General features: G+C 30.5%; 16 protein-coding genes. 2 read left to right on the forward strand and 14 right to left on the reverse strand.

Annotation, left to right across the window (positions count from 1 at the left end; all coding sequences use genetic code 11):
* Positions 1–104: 104 nt before the first annotated feature.
* Complete coding sequence (locus ACE193_RS15755) at positions 105–3,107, forward strand: glycoside hydrolase family 3 N-terminal domain-containing protein (RefSeq protein WP_375559179.1); 3,003 nt, start codon at positions 105–107, stop codon at positions 3,105–3,107.
* Positions 3,108–3,206: 99 nt separating this feature from the next.
* Here ACE193_RS15755 and ACE193_RS15760 read toward each other — a convergent pair whose 3' ends face one another.
* From ACE193_RS15760 to ACE193_RS15820, 13 genes are all read right to left on the reverse strand, one after another.
* Positions 3,207–4,424, reverse strand: a complete 1,218-nt coding sequence (locus ACE193_RS15760) for a retropepsin-like aspartic protease (protein ID WP_375559180.1) — start codon at positions 4,422–4,424, stop codon at positions 3,207–3,209.
* Positions 4,421–4,903 carry a MarR family winged helix-turn-helix transcriptional regulator gene (locus ACE193_RS15765; RefSeq protein WP_375559181.1) on the reverse strand — a complete coding sequence of 161 codons (483 nt, stop codon included), beginning with the start codon at positions 4,901–4,903 and terminating at the stop codon, positions 4,421–4,423. Before ACE193_RS15765 ends, ACE193_RS15760 begins: the two co-directional genes overlap by 4 nt.
* 226 nt (positions 4,904–5,129) lie before the next feature.
* On the reverse strand, positions 5,130–6,341 hold the full coding sequence (locus tag ACE193_RS15770) for a retropepsin-like aspartic protease (protein ID WP_375559182.1): 1,212 nt from the start codon (positions 6,339–6,341) through the stop codon (positions 5,130–5,132).
* Positions 6,342–6,492: 151 nt separating this feature from the next.
* Positions 6,493–8,442, reverse strand: a complete 1,950-nt coding sequence (locus tag ACE193_RS15775) for a DUF3857 domain-containing protein (protein ID WP_375559183.1) — start codon at positions 8,440–8,442, stop codon at positions 6,493–6,495.
* 345 nt (positions 8,443–8,787) lie between these two features.
* Positions 8,788–9,417, reverse strand: coding sequence for a ferric reductase (locus ACE193_RS15780; protein ID WP_375559184.1), 630 nt, complete (start codon positions 9,415–9,417; stop codon positions 8,788–8,790).
* A gap of 1 nt (position 9,418) precedes the next feature.
* Positions 9,419–9,619: a hypothetical protein gene (locus ACE193_RS15785; protein WP_375559185.1), complete on the reverse strand. Its 201-nt coding sequence runs from the start codon at positions 9,617–9,619 to the stop codon at positions 9,419–9,421.
* A gap of 94 nt (positions 9,620–9,713) precedes the next feature.
* Positions 9,714–10,013, reverse strand: a complete 300-nt coding sequence (locus ACE193_RS15790) for a hypothetical protein (protein ID WP_375559186.1) — start codon at positions 10,011–10,013, stop codon at positions 9,714–9,716.
* Positions 10,014–10,082: 69 nt separating this feature from the next.
* The gene (locus tag ACE193_RS15795) at positions 10,083–10,964 is read right to left on the reverse strand and encodes a hypothetical protein (RefSeq protein WP_375559187.1); all 882 of its coding nucleotides are present in this window, start codon (positions 10,962–10,964) and stop codon (positions 10,083–10,085) included.
* 7 nt (positions 10,965–10,971) lie between these two features.
* The gene (locus tag ACE193_RS15800; protein ID WP_375559188.1) at positions 10,972–11,532 is read right to left on the reverse strand and encodes a hypothetical protein; all 561 of its coding nucleotides are present in this window, start codon (positions 11,530–11,532) and stop codon (positions 10,972–10,974) included.
* Between the two features lie 115 nt (positions 11,533–11,647).
* Positions 11,648–12,529: a helix-turn-helix domain-containing protein gene (locus tag ACE193_RS15805; RefSeq protein ID WP_375559189.1), complete on the reverse strand. Its 882-nt coding sequence runs from the start codon at positions 12,527–12,529 to the stop codon at positions 11,648–11,650.
* Positions 12,530–12,860: 331 nt separating this feature from the next.
* Positions 12,861–13,349, reverse strand: coding sequence for a DUF4494 domain-containing protein (locus ACE193_RS15810; protein WP_375559190.1), 489 nt, complete (start codon positions 13,347–13,349; stop codon positions 12,861–12,863).
* Positions 13,350–13,588: 239 nt separating this feature from the next.
* Complete coding sequence (locus ACE193_RS15815) at positions 13,589–14,497, reverse strand: response regulator (RefSeq protein ID WP_375559191.1); 909 nt, start codon at positions 14,495–14,497, stop codon at positions 13,589–13,591.
* 46 nt (positions 14,498–14,543) lie between these two features.
* Positions 14,544–18,041, reverse strand: coding sequence for a two-component regulator propeller domain-containing protein (locus ACE193_RS15820; RefSeq protein WP_375559192.1), 3,498 nt, complete (start codon positions 18,039–18,041; stop codon positions 14,544–14,546).
* A gap of 246 nt (positions 18,042–18,287) precedes the next feature.
* Here ACE193_RS15820 and ACE193_RS15825 point away from each other — a divergent pair, with 246 nt between their 5' ends.
* A complete protein-coding gene (locus ACE193_RS15825) occupies positions 18,288–20,732 on the forward strand; it encodes an outer membrane beta-barrel protein (RefSeq protein ID WP_375559193.1) in 2,445 nt (814 codons plus the stop codon).
* A gap of 128 nt (positions 20,733–20,860) precedes the next feature.
* On the opposite strand, the gene ACE193_RS15830 is transcribed toward ACE193_RS15825, so the two are convergent.
* On the reverse strand, positions 20,861–23,716 hold the full coding sequence (locus tag ACE193_RS15830; protein ID WP_375559194.1) for a CHAT domain-containing protein: 2,856 nt from the start codon (positions 23,714–23,716) through the stop codon (positions 20,861–20,863).
* Positions 23,717–23,728 lie beyond the last annotated feature (12 nt).

The following is a 23,728-nucleotide window of genomic DNA, read 5'->3' on the forward strand; positions in this document are numbered from 1 at the left end:
TCCTTAGTTTTCTGTATTTCCTCTCTATTTTCAACCAGTAATTACTTATTTCCCTTATTTTCTTAGTAAAAATGATAAGTGATGCCATAAATTTAAAATGAATAATGATAAAAAATAATTTTAAAGTCAAAGTTTTTATTCTCTCTAGTATTGTATTTTCTTTTTTGCTTCCTCCTCTTATGGCACAAACCACAAGCGCACAAATTATAGCTAAAGCTGTAGTAGAAGAAAAACAACGAATTGATAGTATTAAATGGGAAAAACGAGAAAAGTGGGTCAATCAAAAACTTTCTAATTTGGATTTAGAGCAAAAAATAGCTCAACTTTTTATGATTGCTGCCTATTCAAATAGAGATGAAAAGCACTATAAAGAAATTGATAACTTTATTACAAAATACAAAATTGGTGGACTAATATTTTTTCAAGGAACACCTCAAAAACAAGCCGAACTTACCAACCGTTATCAAGCAAAAGCAAATATTCCTCTTCTTATCGCAATGGATGCAGAATGGGGATTAGGAATGCGCCTAAAAAACACAATTAGTTATCCTCGTCAGATGGTTTTGGGAGCAATGAATGATTCCCTTGCTGTTTATGATTTGGGAAAAGAAGTTGCTCGTCAGTGTTTGCGCTTGGGCGTTCATGTCAATTTTGCGCCAGTTATTGATGTCAATAGTAACCCAAAAAATCCTGTTATTGGTACTCGTTCGTTTGGAGAAAATAAATACAGAGTAGCAGAATATGGAATTGCTTACACAAACGGAATGCAAGACGGTGGAATTATCGCAACAGCAAAACATTTCCCTGGTCATGGCGATACAGATTCGGATTCACACTACACACTTCCACAACTCAAACACGACAAAAATCGCTTATCTGACATTGAATTATATCCTTTCAAACGTCTTTTTGCTGATTCGGTTTTGTCGGTCATGGTAGCTCATTTGAATGTTCCTGCGTATGATAGCACTGAAAATATTCCTACAACCTTATCAAAAAATGTAGTTACAGATTTACTCAAAAATGAACTTGGTTTTAATGGATTGATTTTTACGGATGCCATGAATATGAAAGGACTTTCTTCTAATTTTACTCCAGATGAAGGAAATGTACAAGCTATTTTGGCAGGAAATGATGTTTTGCTTTATCCTGCAAGTATTCCTAAAGGAATTGCACTTATCAAAAAGGCAGTAGAAGAAGGAAAAATATCAGAAGCAGAAATTGAAGAAAGAGTAAGAAAAGTATTGAGAGCAAAATATTTTGTAGGTTTAAATGATTTTAAACCCATAGAATTAAAAGGATTAGATGCTGATTTGAACAATGCAAAAGCAAATATCTTGAATGAAAAATTGCATCAAAAAGCTGTTACGATTGTCAGAAATGAGAATAATTTGATTCCTTTTCAAAAATTAGATACGCTTTCTTTTGGCAGTATTGTAATTAATGAAAAAGAAGGAAACGCCTTTCAAAAAATGCTTTCCAATTATGCATCTTTTGAGCATATTGCTATTCCTGCTGTTTCTACTTCTGCCTTCTCATCTGCAAAAGCAAAATTATCTAATAAAAAAGTAATTATTGTAGGCGTTTTTGGTGTCAATCAATATTCTGTAAGTAATACTTTTGGAATTTCGGCAGCGACACAGAAGTTTGTAAAAGAATTACAAGATTTGGGTAAAAATGTTGTGGTTGTAGATTTTGGACACGCTTATAGTTTAGAAAAATTTGAAGACCAAAAACATTTAGTTGCTGCATACATAGATAATGAAATGATGCAAAAATCTGTTCCACAAGTTCTTTTTGGTGCAGTAAAGACACAAGGACGAGTTCCTGTTTCGGCAGGAGATAAAATAAAAGAAGGTGATGGATTTACTACCAAATCATTAGAGCGTTTGAGGTATTCAGATTATCCAGAAGGACATGGAATGAATTCGGATTACCTCAATAAAAGAATTGATTGGTTGGCAAATGAAGCCATAAAATATAGAGCAACTCCTGGATGTCAAGTTGTTATTATAAAAGATTCAACTGTTATTTTTCAAAAATCGTATGGACATTTTAAGTATGATAAAAAGCAAAAAGTAGAAAATGAATCTATTTATGATTTGGCTTCTCTTACCAAAATTGTAGCGACAGTTCCTGCTATGATGCAACTCGTAAATGAGAAAAAAATTGACTTAGATGTTCCTATTTCTACTTATTTGACAGAATTAAAGGATTCAGAAAAAGGAGAAGTTACAGCTCGTCAAGTTTTGATGCACCGAGGAGGTTATCACGGAAATATGCCAGGGTGGTTTGAAACTTTTTCAAATGAAACAAACTTTAATAAATTTTATAGCAATCAGTGTGATGAAGAGTATTGTGAAGAAATTGCTCCAAATCTTTATGCAAAAGCAGGAATAAGAGATAGTATTTGGAACTGGGTAATTGAATCTCCTATGCGTCAAAAACGTGATGATGGTTCATACAGTTATCGTTATAGTGATAGAGGTTTTTATATGCTCAATCAGCTTGTAGCTCGTGTTTCGGGTACTTCGTTGGATTATTTGGTAGAAAATAATTTTTATAATTCGCTTGGACTTTCTACGGCAAGTTATCATCCTCTTTATAAGCACGACCAAAGTCAGATTGTGCCTAGTTCGGTAGATAATATTTTCAGAAAAGATGAGGTTCGTGGAATTGTCCACGATTATTCAACGGCTATTTTGGGTGGTGTAAGTGGACACGCAGGAACATTTGCAAATGCCAATGATGTTGCTATTTTGATGCAAACTTTCCTTCAAGGTGGAAATTATGGAGGCATTCAATATTTTGATAAAGAAGTCGTAGATGAGTTTACTAAAAGGCAAATAAACGGAGGAAGAAGAGGACTTGGTTTTGATAAATCTGTGAAAGGAAAAAAGATACCTGCAACGATTTATGCTTCTGAAAATACCTTTGGACATACAGGTTTTACAGGAACGGCAGCTTGGGCAGATGCAGATAAAGGAATTGTTTTTATTTTCTTAGCCAACCGAACGTATCCAGACGAAACCAATAGAAAATTAGTTACTAAAGGGATTCGTACACGTATGTTAGAGGCTGTTTTTCAGTCGGTGATGGAAAAATAAATTTAGAAATTAAATATCAAAAAAAACATCTCTAAGCTAATTATTTTAGTTTAGAAATGGTTTTTTTATCCTTTCTCATTCTAAAGAATGAGCTACATTTTAATACTCTGAATGTAATAATTTATTTGGCTTTAGATAAATCTCATAGTTTTTAAAATCAATTATTGCATTGAATCTTTTGAGTAGATTATTTCCCAAAATATCATTGAATTTAACTCCTTCTGGGTCTTTTTCTGCAACATAAATTGGTATTTGATAGGTTTCAAACACACCAAATTTTAATTTTGGTAAATTATAAATGGTTCTTTTGCTTCTGACTCCTTTACTTCCTGAGAAAGTAGTGGTTGATATAATATTCATTGTTGTACCATCCAATTCATTCTCTTTTGCGTATTTTTGACTAAGGTAAAAAGCTTTTCTTCCTCCTGTATCGTATTCAAACCAACCTGTTGAGTTTTTCTCTCTAGTAGTAAGAGTTGCTCTCATATATGGAATTCCCTTTAACATTACAGTCTCCATTTTTGAATAGTTTTCTGAAAGGTTTGGCATTGATTCATATATTATCAATATTCTTTTATCATAGTTTATTTCTACAGTTTTTCCTCCAAAAGCAATCCAACCTAATACAGCATCAAAGGAAGGATTCTGATAATCAATAGCAGTAATACTAACACTATCCCAAACTAAGTTTTTAATTACTAACTGATTATTAGAACTTTTTTGCTTTATGGAAACTCCATCACTACCAGTGTTTTTGACCTCTTCATCCAAATCCATACTAACCTTTGTTCCAATCAATGAAGAAGTTAGTACAACTGCATTAGCACCTGTATCAAATAGAAAATCTAATGAATCACTACCATTTATTGTTCCTTTGATGTGAATTCGATGATCTTTACCAAGAACAAAAGGGATTGTGTCAGTCTTTGTAGATAGTCTTGGATTTTGATGATAATATTTCAATATATTTAAAGGAGAATTAGAAGATTCTTTATTAAATTCTGTGCTAATTCTAGTATATACTTTCTTTCCTTCTAAAAGGATAATAAAGTCATAATTTTTATTTGGTGTTACTTTAAAAGTAATTGTGTCTATATCTGAATAGAAACTAATCTCTTTTTCTTTTTCAAATTTATGAACAACATACTCATCTAGTTTGACACTTGAATCTATCCCCCAACAATTAAGATATAATACATTTCCCTCTCTAATACTTACAACTGAAGAATTACTCTTTAGGGTGGGAAGGTTTTCTTGAGCAAAACAAGTTAGAGAAGATAAGATTAGTAAAATTGTTAAAAATAGTAGCTTTTTCATAATTTTTCTTGGTTGATTATTTTTAAATAATATTCTTTTTCATCATTCTTTAATTTGGAATATAAACTTTGTGTATTTTTGCTTATTTCCTTTAATTGATTTAAAAGAATTTCTTGTTGTTGGTTAGTAAGGTTTTCTAGTGCAACTTTGGTTGAAAATTGTTCTTCCTTCTCTAAGAAAACACAAATTTCTTCTCCTTTTGAGGTAAGATAAAGATTAGAATTGCGTTTATCATCTTGATCCACTTTTTTGAGTATATAACCTTTAGTAATTAGTTTACTAATGGCCTTGGCTGTAGTTGTTTTATCTACTAAAAGTAAGGAGGATAAATTTTGCTGGTTAATACCTTGATTTTCTTTGACACGCATCAAAAATTGATATTGTCCTTTTTCTAGATTAATAGATTTCATCAAAAAGTCAGAAAATGAATTTAATGACCTATAGATTTTTCCAATTTCTCTTAATATTTCTTTGTTCATATTTTTTTTGGTTGAAAGTTCAACTAATGCAAATTTACCACTATTAGTTGAATAGTCAACTAATAGTTGTAAAGTTTAGATTTAAAAAATGTTAATGTTTAAGCCGTTGGTTTGCTGGCAATACCATTGTAGATAGAAAATTTCATAAAACCTATGTCATAAAAACCCATTTCCAAACCAGTATAATTAGTTTGAAAATGGGTTTTGGTTGTCTGAGGTAGTATTTTTAATACTCTGAATGTAATAATTTATTTGGCTTTAGATAAATCTCATAGTTTTTAAAATCAATTATTGCATTAAATCTTTTGAGAAGATTATTTCCCAAAATATCATTGAATTCAATTCCTTCTGGGTCTTTTTCTGCAACATAAATTGGTATTTGATAGGTTTCAAACGCACCAAATTTTAGTTTTGGTAAAGTATGTTTAGTCTCTTTCCATTCTATTCCACTACTTCCAGACGAAAAAGCAGTACCTATTAAATCCATAGTACCAGTATCTATATTGTTGTCTTTTATATATTTTCGACTGAGAGATAAAGTTCCATCTGATCCACTATCATATTCTATCCAGTCTGTTGATTCTTTTTGTCCGATGGTTAGTGTCGTTTTTATATAAGGCACATTTCTAATCATTTTTGTTTCCATCTTCGAATAGTCTTTTACTGTAGATGGAAGAGAGTCATTCAAAATTAACATTCTCAAATCATAGTTGATTGTTATGACTTTTCCTTCAAAAGCAACCCAACCTAATACAGCATCAAAAGAAGGGTTTTTATAGTCAATAGATATAATGTTAACATTATCCCAAACCAAATTTTTGATTATTAACTTATTGTTAGAGCTTGTTTCTGCGACAGAAAAGCCATCACTACCTCCATTTTCAGCTTTACCATCTAGCTCCATTTCAACTTTTTCCTCAATAAGAGAAGAGGTTATGACAACTGCATCAGCACCTGTATCAAATAAAAAATCTAGCGAATCACTACCATTTATTATGCCTTTTATGTGAATACGATTATCTTCTCCAATGTAAAAAGGAATTGTATCTGTTTTTGTAGATGGTTTTGGATTTTGATGATAATATTTTAATTTATTTGGAGTAGAAGGATTTTTATTAAAGTCTGTACTAATTCTAGTGTATGCCTTTTTGCCCTCTAAAAGTATAATAAAGTCATAATTTTTATTTGGTGTTACTTTAAAAGTAATTGTATCTATATCTGAATAGAAACTTATTTCCTGTTCTTTATCAAATTTATGAACGACATACTTGTCTAGTTTAATATTTGAATCTATTGTCCAACAGTTGAGATATAATACATTTCCCTCTTTAACATTTACAACTGAAGAATTACTCTTTAGAATGGGTAAGTTTTCTTGAGCAAAACAAGTTAGGGAAGATAAGATTAGTAAAGTTGTCAAAAATAGTAGCTTTTTCATTGATTTTGTTGGTTATTTTATATTCAGAATATTCTTAAACAACTTCAAAGACAATATTTTTTTTAGTGGGTTGCATAAAATAAAAAGCCATTTCCAAACTAAAATAATTAGCTTAGAAATGGTTCTTTTATGTTTTCTAATCTTGAAAAAATTATTTTTTCTTCAAAATAATCACTTCACGATAGGCTTTATTGACTTCTTTTATCATTTTGTTCCAATCCTCAAAGCTCTCATTATTTAAAAGTAAATAGTTTTTGTAATGATTATGAACGAACTTTATTTTGTCGCCTTCTCTTGTGTATTCGATTTTATAACCAAATAAATCATTCTCAAAACTACTATTTTCAGGCAAATATTCTACCTCATATCCCTCTGGAATTTCTAAAAAAGTACTGTTATTAGCTTCATACAAATAATCATTTTCTATGGGAGCTTTTCTGTCTTCTTCTATCTCATTATTGCTAAAGGCTTTTTCCATATTCATATTGATATAAATCTCATCACCTACAAACTTTGCATAGTCTTCAATTCTGAAATCGTATTCAATCTTTAGAGCTTCATCTTTTTCATTTAGATTATTGATTGTATAATCATCTACAAAAAACTTGTTGTTTCCTTTTGTAAAATAACGATTCATATAGATTTTTTCATTTTCTTTCGAAAGTCCATCTATATAATGTGTCATGTAGCCTTTTGGATAACCTTCTGCTGAATATTGTCCTTTACCAACTAAGTTTTTATCTGAAATCGAAATAGAAACAGATTCTTTTGAATAATTTTTTTCTTTATCAATAATAGGAACTAACGCAACTTTATGTTGCTCTCTTCCCATTCCTAAAAGAGCTTCTTTTCCTTGTATCATCGAAGAAGGAAAGCCAAAAGGAGAATAAGAATCTGTCGCATCTAAGAAAATAAACTCACCTTCTGTTGGTTGATAAGTTACAATCATGTGATTATCCACAATCGGAGTAGGAATTTCAGAATATTTATACGGCAAACTCCTAGAACCAATCCAAGTTAGATATGTATTTTCAATTCCTGCCATATTGAGCATCTTATGAATAATTGAAGACATTCCTTTACAATCTCCATAGCGTTTGGAATAAACAAAACTCGCCTCACTAGGAACAAAACCCTGCATTCCGTCCTCAAAAGCAATGTATTTGATATTATCTTGTACCCAATAAAAAATATTTTTTACTTTTTCTTGCTCACCAGTTACGTCTTTTGTTAATTCTTGAACTGTTTTAAATAATTCTGCATCATCTTCTAAATTTACTTTACAAGCCAAACCTGCATACCAATCGTATAAATCAGCGACACTTTTAGCTACTTTTTGCGTTCGGTTTGGGTAATTTATTTGTGTAACATAATAGACAATATGAGGCGAAAAATAATTACGACGTGGTGCATTGTCTTCTGACTTAAAATCCTCTAAGTCTTTGGCTATCCATTCATAAATGATATAATTTCCCTTTTCTGTTTTTTGAAAATCTAGTTTTATATCTTCTGTATTGAATAATTTGTAAGCAATTTCTATATTTTTATGAACTTTCAAAGTCAATTTTGCTGACTTTATCGGAACATAACTATCCAAATAAAAAGAACTCAAAAAACGTGGGTCTTTGATGTTTTGAGTAATAGAAACCTGTGTACGAGCTTGTGGAGAAACGTTAGGCATAATGAAATTGGTTGATTCCAAATCATCATAAAATATTCCTGAAGAAGATTCTTTTTCCTTTTTGAAATATTCTACTTTCATTTTTTTGTAGCGTTTTCCATTCGGAACAAGTGTAATGGCATCAATTTCTTCAATTTTAGAAAAATAAGATTCATACGCCTTTTGATTGGCAAGACCAATTGCACGCTCGGTCAAGAATAATAAATCTTCATATTCGGTATGAATTGTTGAAACGGTATCGTCTTCAAAATCAATAGTTATTTCGTCGTTTTTTTCTAACAAAACAGCCATTTTATCAGGAAATTCTTTTTTGTATTGATTATAAATTTCTTCTGGACTTTGGCTAAATGAATTTGCTATAAAAGCCGAAAAAAAGAAGAATAGAAATATAGGCTGCACTATAAAATTATTTTTGAGCATTAAATGTATCGTTTTAAGAGTAGAATAAATGTATTTTTACAAAATTAGCACATCTTTAGTTTACGTAATTTTACAATAAAAAGATTTGAAGCAGAAATTTGTTTATCAAAATAAAGACAACAAAAAAGCTGCAAATTTTACTTTTGCAGCTTTTTTTAATTGTATTACATTTGTGATCGTTACTGTATGATAGCAAAATACGGAATACAAATACATGGCAAGATACCGAATACATATTGCTCACTCGTTACACAATGAGTGGGAGCAATCTTGCGAGGTATAACTGAAAATAAAAAACTCGTAAAATTTTATGCTTTACAAGTTAAAATCAAAAAAAAATTATTTTTATGATGTAGTAATCTTTCTCCCTTTTCTAAATTCAATGATTCTATCTTTTATAAACGGAATTCTCAATATAAATCCAACTCCAACAAGTATAGCATAGATAATCCAAGTTTTATCTAAAATGGCAACATGAAGCAAACTAAAAAAAATGGCTGCATAGGCAAAACTCTGTAATTTTTTCCACTTTAATTTTAATCGTTTCATTGATTTTCTATTTGAAGTGAAAAATAAAGGAATAAGTATCAAAACAGCTAAAAAACCTAGTATATAATTTACTTGGGTAAATGTTTCTGTAAAACCTTCAGCCAATATAAAAATGATAAAATGTATAAAACTCCAAACAGCAGTAGCAATCCCCATAGCTTGTCGTACATAAAGATTAGTAACGCCAAAGAGTATGAAAAACGGAGTACAAGTGAGTACAGCAGTCATCCATCTAATTGCAAACTCACCAGAAATATGATATAACATAGCTAAGGTAGATTTGACCTCTGTTGTTGTATTTCCAATCGGTGTAATAGATAATCCATTTGAAAAATCTACAACAATCATATTAGATATGATAAATAAAGGCAATATAGCTAGAGTAGCTACAAGCATCCAACCATAATTCTTTTTTATAAATTTCATGTTATTCTTCTTTTGATTTAATCAATTCTAACTCCTTTTCTAAATCTTCAGCTTTTTCTTTGAATTTCTCCATCATTTTTTTGAGCTGACTTATTTTTTTGAAGGCTTCATCATCTTGAATAGCTTTATAAGAAACCTCTCCATTTTTTTCTTTAAATTTTGATTTGCTGCCACATGTAGGACAGGTAGTTACTTGACTCATAGTTTTATTATTTTTAAATGTACAAATCTGAAATTCAAAAAACAGTAGCTCTATTTTTTAATTAGAACTACTGTTTACTTATTCTGAAACCATTTTACTCAACAGTATAACGTGTCATTTTCATTGTAGGGGCATCAATCATCTCTACATAATTTGCAACAGATTTATCTGTCATAAATTTTTGCATAGAAGCATCAGCATCTTCTTTGGTTTCCCATTTTACCATAACCAAAACTTCGTTACTTTCTGCTGAATAACCAGCTTCACGACTAATATACCCAGATTGTAGGCTTGTATATTGAGTTTGGATTTGTGCGTCTTCTTTCCAAAAATCAGCAGAGTTTACAGCGTTTTTGTATTTGAAGGTCGTAATTTCGATAATATATGGTTTCATGTTTATTTCACGTTGTTGACAACCAAAAAGGGTTATGCAAGTTAAAATTAGGATTATTATATTTTTCATTTAGTTTGGAAAGTTAAATTTACCATTACTATTTTTTCTATCAGATTCAGGAGCAATAGTTTCTATTGTATCCCAATGTTCAGCAATTTTTCCGTTTTCAATTCTAAATAAATCATAGAATGAAGTAGGTTTTTCTGCAAATTTTCCTTCACTTACAGCAAGTACAAAATTGCCTTCTGCCAAAATGATGTGATTCTTTTCAAAAACCATTGTTACACCGTTTTTAGCCATTTCTTCAAATGCTTTACCTAATCCAGAAAGTCCATCTCCAATCATTGAATTATGTTGGATATAGTTGTCTCCATCAAAATAATTAGGCATTTTATCAAACTCACCTTTTATCAAAACTGTATTTATAAAATCCTTTACTAATTTTTTATTAGCATTGGTTTTGTCTAAATCTGTAATGGTAGTGTTTCCATCTGTTTGATTGTGATTACTTGGGTTTGCTAGTGTTACCTCAGAAAAATTATCCCAATGTTCTACTATTAAACCATCTTCAAAACGAAAAATATCAAATCCAATTTTAGAACCGAAAAAATCATATTCTGTGTGAGTGAAAACATAATTTCCTTCTTCAAAAACTCGTATGACTTTAGCTTTAAAACCACCTTCTGGTGCGTGGTGCATCACTTGACCAAATCCAGCCAAACCATCTCCAACACCTAAATTATGCTGAGTATATTTATTTGGGTTAATATAAGAAATAGGTGTTTGGTCGCCTGTATTAAAACTGTTTAGTAGTGCTACTACTTTATCTTTGTTGGATAACTTTGTTTTTGAGTCCATTTTTGTGCTATTTTTGATATTTGATGATTTATTTGTTGTACTGCATGATGCTATTACAAGAGCAATTAGGACTGCTACAATTACTTGTTTCATATAACTGCTAATTTAATGTTATGGTAAATGTTGCACCCGAGTTAAAATCAAAGCCTTCACTAATTTCAACAACCAAAACCTTATCTGAATCAATTCTAAGATTGACAGATGAGTTAGATGATGAAAAACCTTTTACATTGTGTGATGAGTTGAAAGTGAAGTAATAACGGTCAAAAGTACCTGCTTCTATAGTTCTAAAAATAGGGCTATAAGTTGGGTCATTAGCAGGAGCTACTAAATCAAAAGTAATTTCGTTTTCAGACAAATCAATGTCATATAATCCATTCAAATAATTATCAAATTCAATACTATTTGATACTGTATTTGTAGCAACAAGAGCATTTGCTGGCAAACCAAAAAGTGTTTCTATTGCTGTTTCAACTCCCCCTGTTCCACCTGAAGATGGATCGGCTGCTAATTGTATTGTGTTTTTTACACTTACTTCTGTTCCTAAAGTTATAGGTAAAACTGTTGGCTCATCATCTTTTCTATCTTTGCCACATGATGATATGAATACTACTGTAATTAGGACAAAAGCTAATGCTTTCAGTTGCGTTATTTGTCTCATTTGTTCAAATTGATTTAATTGATAAATTTTATTTGATACAAAGTTGGGGTAAAAATGAGCTGAAAGAAAGATGAAAGTAGGAGTAAATATGGTTAAAGTCGAACCTTTATGTGTTTTAGCTGATTGAAAGCGATTTTAAGAATGAATTTGGTGTCAAACCTGTATGTTTTTTGAAGTATTTAGTGAAATTTGTAGGGTCTTCGAAGCCTAATTTAAAAGCCAGTTCGTTACTTTTTATAGCCGAATTAATTAGATTTCTTTTTGCTTGAAGAATTACAAAATCATCAATTACATTTTTAGCAGTCTTATTTACTAATTCTTTACAAATTATATTCAGATGCTTGTAGGTTATTGCTAATTCACTAGCGTAAAAATCAGCGTTTCTACTTTTAGATAAATTTTGCTCAATCAAGGAAGTGAATTTTTGAAAGACACTAATTTTTGAAAAATCCTTACTAGGAAGGATTTGATTTTTTTTGATACTCTCTGCTTTAGAAATAAGAATTACAAAAAGCGCATCAATGATAGTTTTTTGATTGAATGAGTTAGGATTATCATACTCTTTTCTGAGTAAATTGAAATAATTTTCAAAATCAGATTCTTTCGGAATTTGTAAGACAGGCGAGAATAATTGAGGATTAAATAGTCTAAAAACAAAATCGCTAGACAGATTCGAAAAACAATCTACAAAGTATTTTTCTGTAAAAATAAGACAAAAACCTTTTAGATTTTCTGAAAACTCAAAGGCATTAACTTGCTCTTTGGCAAGATAAATTAGACTGTTTTGTTCCACAGGATACCAATCAAAATCAATAAAATGCCTGCCTTTGCCTTCCGTAAAAAAAATTAAATTGTAGAACTTTAGTTGATGTGGTAATTCAGGATTATGCTCATATTGTTCTTTACTCTTGGCTATTTTTTCAACCGAAATAACTTCAAAATCAAAATTGCCATCACTTGAAGGATTAAATTTTACGTGTGGAATGTCTTTTTTCATATTGCCTACAATGAGATTTTTTGTGGTATTTTGGTGCTAGATTCTTTCTTATGTTTTATTACATTACATGCTGACAAAACTTTAGACGCAAGATAGAAATAAATCATTTTATTTGGTCAAATATCAAGTTTAAAATGAAGAGGCTTAAATCTCCATCCGTCGCTCATTTTTAACGAGTGAGCAATATGTATTTGGCTTGTAGCTGTGTTTTGGATTTTATTTTATCAAAATAAAGGCAACAAAAAAAGCTGCAAATTTTGTTTTTGCAGCTTTTTCGTTCGAAAGCTAAAGCATTCGGTACGTTTTACTCATGCTAAAGCGTAAGTTACATTTACTCTTCTATTTCTTCAATTTCAGAAATAGGGCGAAGATTTGGCGTAACTCTTTCGTCAGGCGACTTATAACGGAATACTTCCACTAAAGGAGTTTTGATAATCTCAATGATTTCGTAAGGAACAAGCATCGACGAAAACTCTTTTGTAAGGCGTGTATGAGCATCTAATAAGTCATCAGCAGCAATCAAAACTTGATTTTTTACTTCACGTTCTTTGCCTTTTGCTTCATCAATAGTTACATAACGGATTTTACATTTGTAGTAATTATCAACATTTGGATAGGTAAAAACATCTACAAAGTTCATTCTGTTGGCTGCTGCCACCGAAAATTCTCCTCGCATCGAACGACCCACTTCTTCGTGCATACGTGCTTCTGCTTCTGTGAGTGTGGTTGCGTCGGTCAGATAATTATCTTTCATGCGCTTTACCGTTCCGTCTTCTAATTCTTTTGTATAACTGACTTTGCAGAGAAACCAATAATTCATTTTTGTATGGGATTTATAGGAACAATTACGAATTAAAAATACTGACTATCAAATATTTAAAAGTTTAAAATCGTAAATTTAATCAAATTATTATTCCTTGTGTGATATGAAAATTCTGTTTTAAATTTTACCAAAAATACATATTTTTATAGAAAAATGCCAATTCGATTAGCAGGTTTTGGAATTATAAAGTAGTTTTCATTTTCCATGTCCCAACTCCCATTCCCTAATTCCTTTCATCAAAGACTCACAATCCAATCATTCAAAGAAATTCCATCCTCAATATCTAGTTTTTTCTTTACTCTTGATTTGTAGGCTCTTACGCTTTGGTAATTGATATTTAAGATTCTTGCAATTTCTTTGTCGTTCATTCTGATATAAAGATACGTCAAAAAACGTAATTCGTGAGGTTTTAAGTCTTCATAGACAGCTAATTTTTGTACAAATTCTGGGTGGTTTTGCTGCAAACGAAGTTGAAAGTTTTCCCAGTCGTGTTCTGTATCTATATTTTTTTTGAGATTCTTTTTGATACTTTGGAGTTCGGAAAAATAACTTGACAAATCAGTAATTGAATCTTCATTTTCTTCTTGATTTTGTTTGTTATCTCTTCTAATTCTTTTTAAGAAATCATTGAACTGATTATCAATTTCTATCAAAATTTCATTTTGCCTTTGAATGTGCAAAACTTTTGCACTAAGTTCTTTATTCTTTTGCTCTTCGATAATTTTGAAGGATTCTTGTAGTTTTATGGCAGATTTTACTCGTGCTACCAATTCCATTTGATGAATCGGTTTGCTAATAAAATCAATCGCTCCTTTTTCTAAGGCGAGTTTAAGGTTTTTAGCTTCTACATACATTCCAGTTACCATTATAATAGGAATTTTACGTAGTTTTTTATCAGATTGAAACGCAGAAATAAGTTCTAATCCATTCATTTTTGGCATTTCCCAGTCGGTAATGAGCAAGTCAATTTCTGCTTTTTGAGCAATTTTTAAAGCTATTTCTCCATTTGGAGCGAGCAAAATTTGATAATCAAAAGGTAACAGATTTTTACTTTGGCTTTCTTTTGCATCATTTTCTAAATATTCAGTAATCAGCTTTAGGTTTTCTTCAGTGTCGTCAGCGACTAGGATAGTGTAGGTATTCAAAAGGAAAATAGTATTAAGGTCATTCGTGAGGACACGAGCAATATGTTTATATATTCAATAATTTCTGATATTTTTCTTCATCTACTTGGTAGAGAATTTCTTGAATATCATTTTTCCAAGCTGCAATCGTTGTACTTTCGTCGTTTATAGAGTTTAAGATACTACGAATTTGAGTAACTTGATAGACTTCTAAATTTCTCAATTCTTCTATAATAGGAAGTAAATAATTGACCTCGGCTTTAGAGAATTGATACGAATTGCTAGGAGAAAATGTTTTGCTTTTGGTATCATTTGAAAAAACTTCTAATTTGTTTTCTTGACTGAGTTTTATTTTTTCTATTTCCAAAAGTGGAACAATAAAATGAAAATTTGTTTCAGTATTTGGAATAGAATCGACCCAAATTGTACTATCATTTTTGAATGTATTTTTAAATTCTTTTGTGTGTGCTTCTATGGCAAGTTTACAAAATGAAAGTCCCAAACCTGTAGAGGAAACACTTCCCACTTTTTGAGCATTCACTTGTCTATATGAATCAAAAATAGTATCTAATTGATGTTTTTCTATTCCCAAACCATTATCTGTAACAGTTATTTGAGCAAAATTATCTTGATTTTTTTGAATAGAAACTTTGATATATGAACGTTTAGAACTGTATTTAATCGCATTGGTCAGTAGGTTTACAAGAACTCGCCCAATCAAATCTTTATCTACCTCTAGCCAAAAGATAGCATTTTCTTCATAGATTATTTGTATTTTTCTTTCTGTCAAAAATACCTCTACTTCTTCTAAAACATTTTCTAAAATAACATTAAAATTTACTCTTTCCAAGTTGAGTTGAAACTGTGGCGATTGTATTTTTTGAGAATCCAATAAAGCCATTAACAAATTCATCATTCTCTGACTAGCTTTTCGTATTGGAACATTATTTTTTGCTTCATAAATGATTGTTCCCAAAGGATTTTTTAAGTCATGAACGAGCATATTGGTGGTTTTTTCCTTAAAATTATCAAGTTCTTTGAGTTTTTCATTTGTGATTTTTAACTCTTCTGTTTGTGCTTTTATTTCGTGTGTGCGTTCTTTTATTTGGATTTCTAAGAAAATAGCTCTCTGTTTGGATTCTCTAACTTTATATCTATAATAAAAATAAACTAAAACCAAAGTAGCAAAAATACATAAAAACTGAAACCAAAGAGTTTGATAAAAAGGAGGAATAATTTTTACTGTTATTTTGATTCCTTTTTCATTCCAAATGTCATGGTTATTTGAGCCTTTTATGTAAAGGGTGTAATTTCCTGCTGAAAGATTAGTAAGAGTGAGTTCATTCTTTGCTCCTAAATTAATCCATTCTTTTTGTAAAGGTTCTAGTTTGTAAGCATAGTTGTTTTTGTTGCTTTGATAAAAACTAAGTGCAGCAAAATGAAAAGTAAGCATTTGAGCTTCTTCTAATGGCAAGGAAATTTCTGTAATTTCTGAAATATTTTTTTTAAAATTTACTTTCTTTCCTAACTTTTCAAAACCTGTTAGGTAAATAGGAGGAACAAACTCATTTTTCTTCATATTTTTTGGAAAAAAAGCATTTACACCATCAATTCCCCCAAAGAATAATTCTCCTTCTTTACTTTTAAAGTAAGAAAAGGTATTAAATTCATTGTCTTGCAAACCATCTTGCTTGTCAAAGTTGGTAAAGGTTTTTGTTTTTGGATTGAATTTAAAGATTCCGTGATTGGTACTTCCCCACAAATTCCCTTCATTGTCTTCTAAGATAGCATAAACGATATTATTTGGCAGTCCTTCTTTTTCGGTATAATATTCTAAAAACTGTCTTTTTTTGCTATCAAATTTATAAAAACCTGTTGTTGTGGCTATCCAAAAAATGTCTTTTTCTGTGCTACTTTCTTCTATATGTTTGACATGACATACTGTATTTTCTTTATCTTTATTTGGGTTGTAATACTGAACAAATGTATGTTGAGCATTTTCTTGATTTAATTTTTTAGATTTTGCCAAAAAACCAATTCCTTTTTCGGTAGAGCCTAACCAAATTTTGTCTTGAGAATCTTGAAAAATATGTGATATTTTATCTAAATGAGGATAAGAAGTAATATTTTTAGTAGTTGGATGGAAATGGTAAAGATTGTCTTGTCCTGCTACCCAAATAGTGGTATCATTGAGGGGCAAAATATCTTGTAAATAATTCCTATCCATTTTATAGGTTTCCAAAACCTTAAATTTTTCTTTATCAATTTTTCTAATTCCTGATGAGGTAGCAAACCAAAGAATATTCTTATGAGTAGGGTCTTCTTTAATCAAATGAACATAACTATCGATATAAAGTGTTTTTTTAGTAGAATCTCCTAAGAAGATATCAACTGTGTTTTTATTGCTGTATGTTCCTATCCACATATTTTTATTGACAGGGTCTTGATAAATAGCTCGTGTACTAGGCTGACTAAGTGCGTATTCGGGTGCGAGATGGTATTTATAAGTACGAAAATTATTGATTGTATAATCAGCAAATAAAAAGACACCCATTCCTTGCGTACAAATCCAATAATTTTTGGAAGCATCTCTGAAAATAGTTTCTACAACGTATTGATCTATTGTCTTTGTAAAATATTTCCAGTAGTACCACTGGCGAATTTTTTTTTTGTTCAAATCAACTAAAGCAATTCCTCGGCTTTCAAAAAACCAAACATTATTTATTGTGTCGTTTTTAGGTGCATCTTTGAAAGCCAAAAATGGTGTTGTCATTCTTGAGTGTTTAGACTTATCAAAATAGATAGAATCTACTTTTATAGTTGAATTATAAATTTTATTATAATCTTCTAATTGCTCATCTTTATAAGAAGTCCATACTGTTCCATTTTTTTCTAGGTATTGGAAGTGGTGGGTCGTTGTTATTATTTTTTGCCATTTATCATTATCTTTTTCTCTCCAAAAAAGGGTATTTTTATCAGGGTCAATACGCTCAGTAATTACTAAAATTTGCTTTTTACTTCCATTGATATACTTTTCATCAATAAAACTATAACTCTGACTTAGTTTCGAACTCAAAGAAACATCAATCCACTTTTTATTTTTTTCCTTAAAAAGCCCTTTGTCAGTGGCTACCCAAGTATCTTTTTTTAAGTCTTGATAAATATAATTGATATGTTTTTTATCAAAAAAAGCAATGTTTTCTATTGTATCTTTTTGCGTATGTAGTTTGCTAAGTCCTGTTATTGTTCCTATCCAGATTATATCCTTCTCTGCTGCTTCTGTTAAAAATGTAATATGATTGCTATTGAGATGATATTTTTTTTCGATATTGGATTTATAAATTTTAAAAGAATAACCATCATATTTGTTGAGTCCTTCTTGTGTTCCAATCCAAATAAATCCTTTTTGGTCTTGAATAATGGTAGTGGCAAAATTATTTGAAAGACCCTCTTCTGTTGTAATATGTTGGTAAGCAAGGTCATAGTCTTGTGCCTGTGTCTTTTGTGCAGAACAAAAAAGACAAGAAAAAATTAGCCAATAAATAAATAATAAATGTCGCTTCATAATTTTGCTTTTTCCAAAAATCAACATAATATCAACATTTTAGAACTACAAATTTACAAAATAGAAAGTAATATTTTTCTAAGAAGATTTTGAGACTCTTATTTCCTAATAAACATTAACAAACTACTTCCTTTTCACAAAAAAGCCTAAAGATATGCAACCTTCGTAATATCTGACTGTCCTTTTATACTATTAGTGCAAATATTTCAATCTAACTACTGTTTATTATTTATCAATAACCAAACTATGGGAAATTTAATTACTTCTTTCCGAAAACTAACTTTACTAACTTTTTTATCACTTTTTTCTATTTCTGTTTTTGCCCAAACTAATTCTCATTCTATCACAGGAAGTGCCGAATCTGATAATGGAGAAGCTGTTTCATTTGCAGCCGTCGGATTAATGAATCTTTCTGATTCTTCACTTGCTAAAGCCTCAGTAGCTGATGCTGATGGAAACTTTAGATTAGTGGATGTCAGAAATGGAGACTATTTTATTATCGTAACCAGTGTAGGTTATCAAAAATATACTTCTGCAACCATTTCAGTTACTGAAAATTCTTCAAAAGAAATTAATATAAATAAATTTGTTATTCAAAGTAATAATGTACTTGATGCTGTCGAAATTGTAGCCAAAAAACCAATGGTAGAAGTTTTGGCAGACAAAACAGTCTTTAATGTAGAGGGAACAATCGCAGCTTCTGGAAACTCGGGTTTAGAGGTTTTGAGGAAAGCACCAGGGGTGATTTTGGATAATAACAATGGAATTATTTTAGAAGGAAAAAGTGGCGTTCAAGTTTTTATTGATGGCAAACGCTCAGTTTTGCAAGGCGAAGATTTGACAAATTATCTGAATACATTGCAGGCTTCTGATATTGAGTCTATCGAAATTATTACTCAACCCTCTTCTAAATATGATGCAGCAGGAAGCGCAGGTATTTTGAACATTAAATTAAAGAAAAATAAGAATTTTGGTACAAATGGAACAGTAAGTTTGGGGTATTCAGTTTGGGATAATCAGCGTTATAATGGTTCGCTTTCATTGAATAATCGTACTAAAAAAACAAATACATTTTTGACGTATAGCAATCGTTTTGGAGAAACTAGGCGTTTTATCAATCTTTACAGAACTCAAAATAATTTGATTTTTGATGCTCGTTCGGAAGGTCTAATAGATGAAAGTAGTCATAATATTAAATTAGGAACAGATATTTTTGCAAGTAGTAAAAGTACGTTTGGAGTTTTGTTCAATGGAAATTTTAGTAAAATGAATTTTGATAATGATACAAGAACACCTATTAGCAGCCAATCTACAAAAGAAGTTTCTCAAGTTTTGGTAGCTGAAAGTTTGAATCAAAGAGATTTTTATAATTTACTTGGAAATCTAAATTATCGCTATGAAGATACAACAGGGCATACTTTTAATGTAGATTTGGATTATGGACAGTACAAGAATGATGGAAAAACCTATCAACCAAATTATTATTATACTGGAAATGAGCAAGACTTAGTTTCTCAATTTATTTATGAAATGGTAATGCCTGTTACGATTGATATTTTTACTTTTAAGACTGATTATGAACAGAATTTTTTGAAAGGAAAATTAGGAATTGGAATCAAAACATCGATGGTAAATACAGATAATACATTTGATTTTTATGATGAAATAGATGGAGTAAAGGTTCTTAATGTAGATAAGAGTAATAATTTTGTATATGAAGAAATTGTAAATGCAGCTTATTTCAACTATAATAGAAGATGGAAAAAAATGAATCTTCAGTTTGGTTTACGTGCCGAACACACAAAGTCAGATGGAAAACTAAACAGTAATCAAGACGAAAATAATGAACAAGTAAAACGAGATTACTTAAATCTTTTTCCTAGTGGTGGTCTGACATATACTGCAAACAAAAATAACTCTTTTGGTCTGACATACAGCCGTAGAATAGAGCGACCAAATTATCAAAACTTGAATCCATTCGAACAGCAATTAGATGAGCTGACTTTGAGAAAAGGAAATGCTTTTTTGCAGCCTCAATATACTGACAATATCAAGTTTTCGCATACCTATAAATACACACTCAATACTTCGATAAGTTATAGCTATGTCAATGATTTTTTTGCACAAGTTACGACTTCACAAGATGAGCGAAGAAGTATAATTCAAGAACAAAATATTGCGACACAAGAAACGTGGAGTTTTAATTTGAGCTATCCTTTTGAGATAAATAAATGGTGGAATGCTTTTTTGAGTGTGAATGCCTATACAAGTTCGTATAAAGGAAAAACAGAAGAATTTGTTTCTGTTTCTCAAAATACGCTTAGTTTGTATGGACAAAATACATTTTCTTTACCAAAAGGCTACAAATTTGAGGTTTCGGGTTGGTACAATTCGCCTTCCGTTTGGGGAGGAACATATCAAACCAAGAGCTTGGGAGCAATGGATTTAGCAATTCAAAAATCATTTTTGGAAGATAAACTCTCTTTCAGAATGTCTATGAGTGATGTCTTTTTTACTTCGCCTTGGCGTGGAGATACACAGTTTGGCGATGTATTGATTCAAGGAAGTGGAGGCTGGGAAAGTCGTCAGATTAGAGTAAATTTAAGCTATAACTTTGGAAATAAACAAGTAAAATCTGCTCGTAGAAGAAAAACAGGTGCAGAAGATGAGAGTAATCGTGTTGGTGGATAATTCTTGAACAAATAAAAAAATGAACACTTGCTAAGGTCAAATTATTGAATTTAGTAAGTGTTTTTTGTATTTCATTTTTCCAATTTTTATTCACTTCTAACTTCTCAAATCATACTTCTAACTTGGTTTTACTCTCCCACCATCACAAAAGCACCCCAGTAATACGGCTCGTTGTATTTTTCTTTGAGTTTTAATTGTGCTATTTTGAAGGCTTCTCGTTTTGATTTTCCACTCAAAAGGTTTTCATAAAAAGTAACCATCAAAAGCTGTGTAGCATCATCACTTACTTTCCAAAGCGACATAATAAGCGTTTTTGCGCCTGCTTGACGGAATGCTCTTTGAAGTCCATAAACACCTTCTCCATTCTGAATATCTCCCAAACCAGTTTCACAAGCTGAAAGAACGACCAACTCAGTTCCATCAAGATGTAAATTCATAGCTTCTTCGGCTGATAATATTCCATCTTCTTCTCCCGTTTGTGGATTTTGGCAACCTGCTAGTAAAAGTCCACTTCGTAAAAATGGATTTTTCAAAAGATTTTTATTTTCAACTTCTTGCATTGTTTTTACCTCACTATCTGGAATTTGATTGATAAAAAAACCGTGTGTAGCAATATGTAAAATCGTAGGATTTTGAAGTGCTTTGATGTTTTCTTCTGTTGCTTCCTTGTTTTGAAAAAGTGTCGTTTTTACATTTTTTTTATCAAATAAATCATTGATTTGATTAGTTTCTACTTTTGTTCCTTCTAAAACTGGAACAACTGTTTGCTGACCTATCAAACGTTGCAAACCATTCAGACTTCTGTCTTTTCCATTTACTTTTAGGGTATCTTTTCCATTTAGATTATAAGAAGGATAACCTAGCAAAAAGGTTTGATATTTCTCAAAATTTTTACTCAAATCAATACTTGTAATTCCTTTTTCTGCTCTTTCTATCAAATCTCTACTACTTGTGATAAGTTGTATAGTTTCCTGTTCTACTAAGTATTTCCCTGTTTTAGGATTTTGAAGTGTGTTTAGATTGATTTTGTGATAAATCCCATCAGGTGAAAAGTAGATTTTTGAATAGCCTTTTTTATTTGAAAGACTATCTAATTTATCTTGAATTGGTTTCCAGTATTGATTGTACGATTCTGTATCTTCTAATTGAAATTCAATATTATTTTGATAGAAACTTAAAGCACCATTTTCTAGTTCGTGTCCATTTTCTAAGAGTATAAGCTCTGGACTTTCTATTGTTTCTTTGGTTACAATCATAGCTATATATGTAGTGTCAAATTCTTCGTTATACTGATTTTTTTTATTAAAACGAACTATTTCTATTGCAACTTCTTTTTCTGATAAGGTTTTTTGGACATCTTGCCATTTATATTCTTTTTGAGTAGTATTTGATTCAAACAATTTTGATTTTTTAGAAATTTCTTTTTCTAATTCATTGATTTGAGATGCTATTTTTTCTGTATTAATAGAACTATCTCGTTCGTTTAAAGGTAGTTGAAGTAATGAAATATAGTTTTCTTTTTCCGTTTTCCAATCTTCATATTGATTTATCAAAACAGAATCCTTACTATTCAAAATCTGTTCTTTCATCTTTTGAGTAGAAGAAAATACAATTCCTTTACTAAATAATTGTTGATTGAATAGCATTTCGCTATTAATTTTATTTGCAGGATAAGATTTGATAACAAACTGGGTGAGTTTATCAAAAAAGTGTTCTACATTTTGCATGTAACTAAACCTCTCTTTTTCCGAAAGAGTAGGGAAGTATAGAATAACATCTGCATTTACTCTGTTTGTTACCTCTTCAAAATAAGGCTTTGCTTTTGTATATAATTCTGCGTCTCTGTATAGTATGGCTAGATTCGATTGTGTTCTTGTATAGTCTTTATTTTGTTTTCCTAATATTTTTTCTATAATTTTTCTATTTTCTAAGTAAAACTGTTCAGCCTTTTCGTACTCTCCTTGCCAATAATGAGCCGTTCCCAAATCGTTACAACTAATAGCGTATAGTAGATGGTCTTTTCCTAATAATTTTTCATATTTTTCTCTTAGTTCTGCAAAAATCACTTCTGCTTCTTTAAAGTCTCCTTCTGCTTTATAATAATAACCTAGATTTCTATAAGAGTTAAGATAATCTAGGTGGTTCTTACCAACAGTTTCTTTTTTGATTTTTATTATTTCTAACATGATTTCTTTAGCTTTATCATACTTCTGTTGTTGCAAATACAAATAAGCTAAGTTTCCACTAAAGGCTGAATAATAAGGGTGTTTTTCCCCAACTTCTTTTTTGCAAGTTTCTTTAGCGATTATACATAAAGGTTCTGCTTTATCATAAAGTCCTTGGTAGATATAAACGATGGCTAGATTTCCACAACTAACAGCGTATTCAAGAGGAAGTTTATCTTTAAAATTTTCTCTAATTGCTAGAGCCTCTAGGTAATATTCTTCTGCTTTGATAGGTTTTCCTTTATCATTATAAATAATAGCTAATTCATTGCAGGACTTTGCATACTCATTATTATTTTTGCCTACTGTTTTTTCTATAATATCTTTGGCTTCTAATTGTAGTTTTTCTGCTTCCTCCAAATTTCCTAATTCCTTATAAATTACTGCTAAGTTTCTACAAGCTGAAGCATAATCAACTCTTTGTTTTCCTAATTTCTCTTGTACTTCTTTGGTTTCTGAAAAAACAGTTAGTGCCTCATTAAATCTCCTTGCTAGATGATAAAGATTGCCTAGTTTCTGTAAAGAAGTAGCTAAAAGGCTATCAGATTTTGCTATTTCTATATTTTTTTTAAAATAAATTTCAGCTTCTTTATAATTGAGAGCTTCTCTAGCTTGGTCTCCTAAGCTATCCAATTCTTTCCAAGATAGATTTTCTAATGTAGTGCTTATACTATCCAAACGATTTTGGTTTTCTTTGTTTTGTGAATAAGAAGAAAAGCTAATAAGGAAAAGTAAGATACTTAAATAGGCAAATTTCATAATTGTAGATTT

The sequence above is a fragment of the Bernardetia aquimarina genome (genome assembly GCF_042180575.1).
Taxonomy (GTDB): domain Bacteria; phylum Bacteroidota; class Bacteroidia; order Cytophagales; family Bernardetiaceae; genus Bernardetia.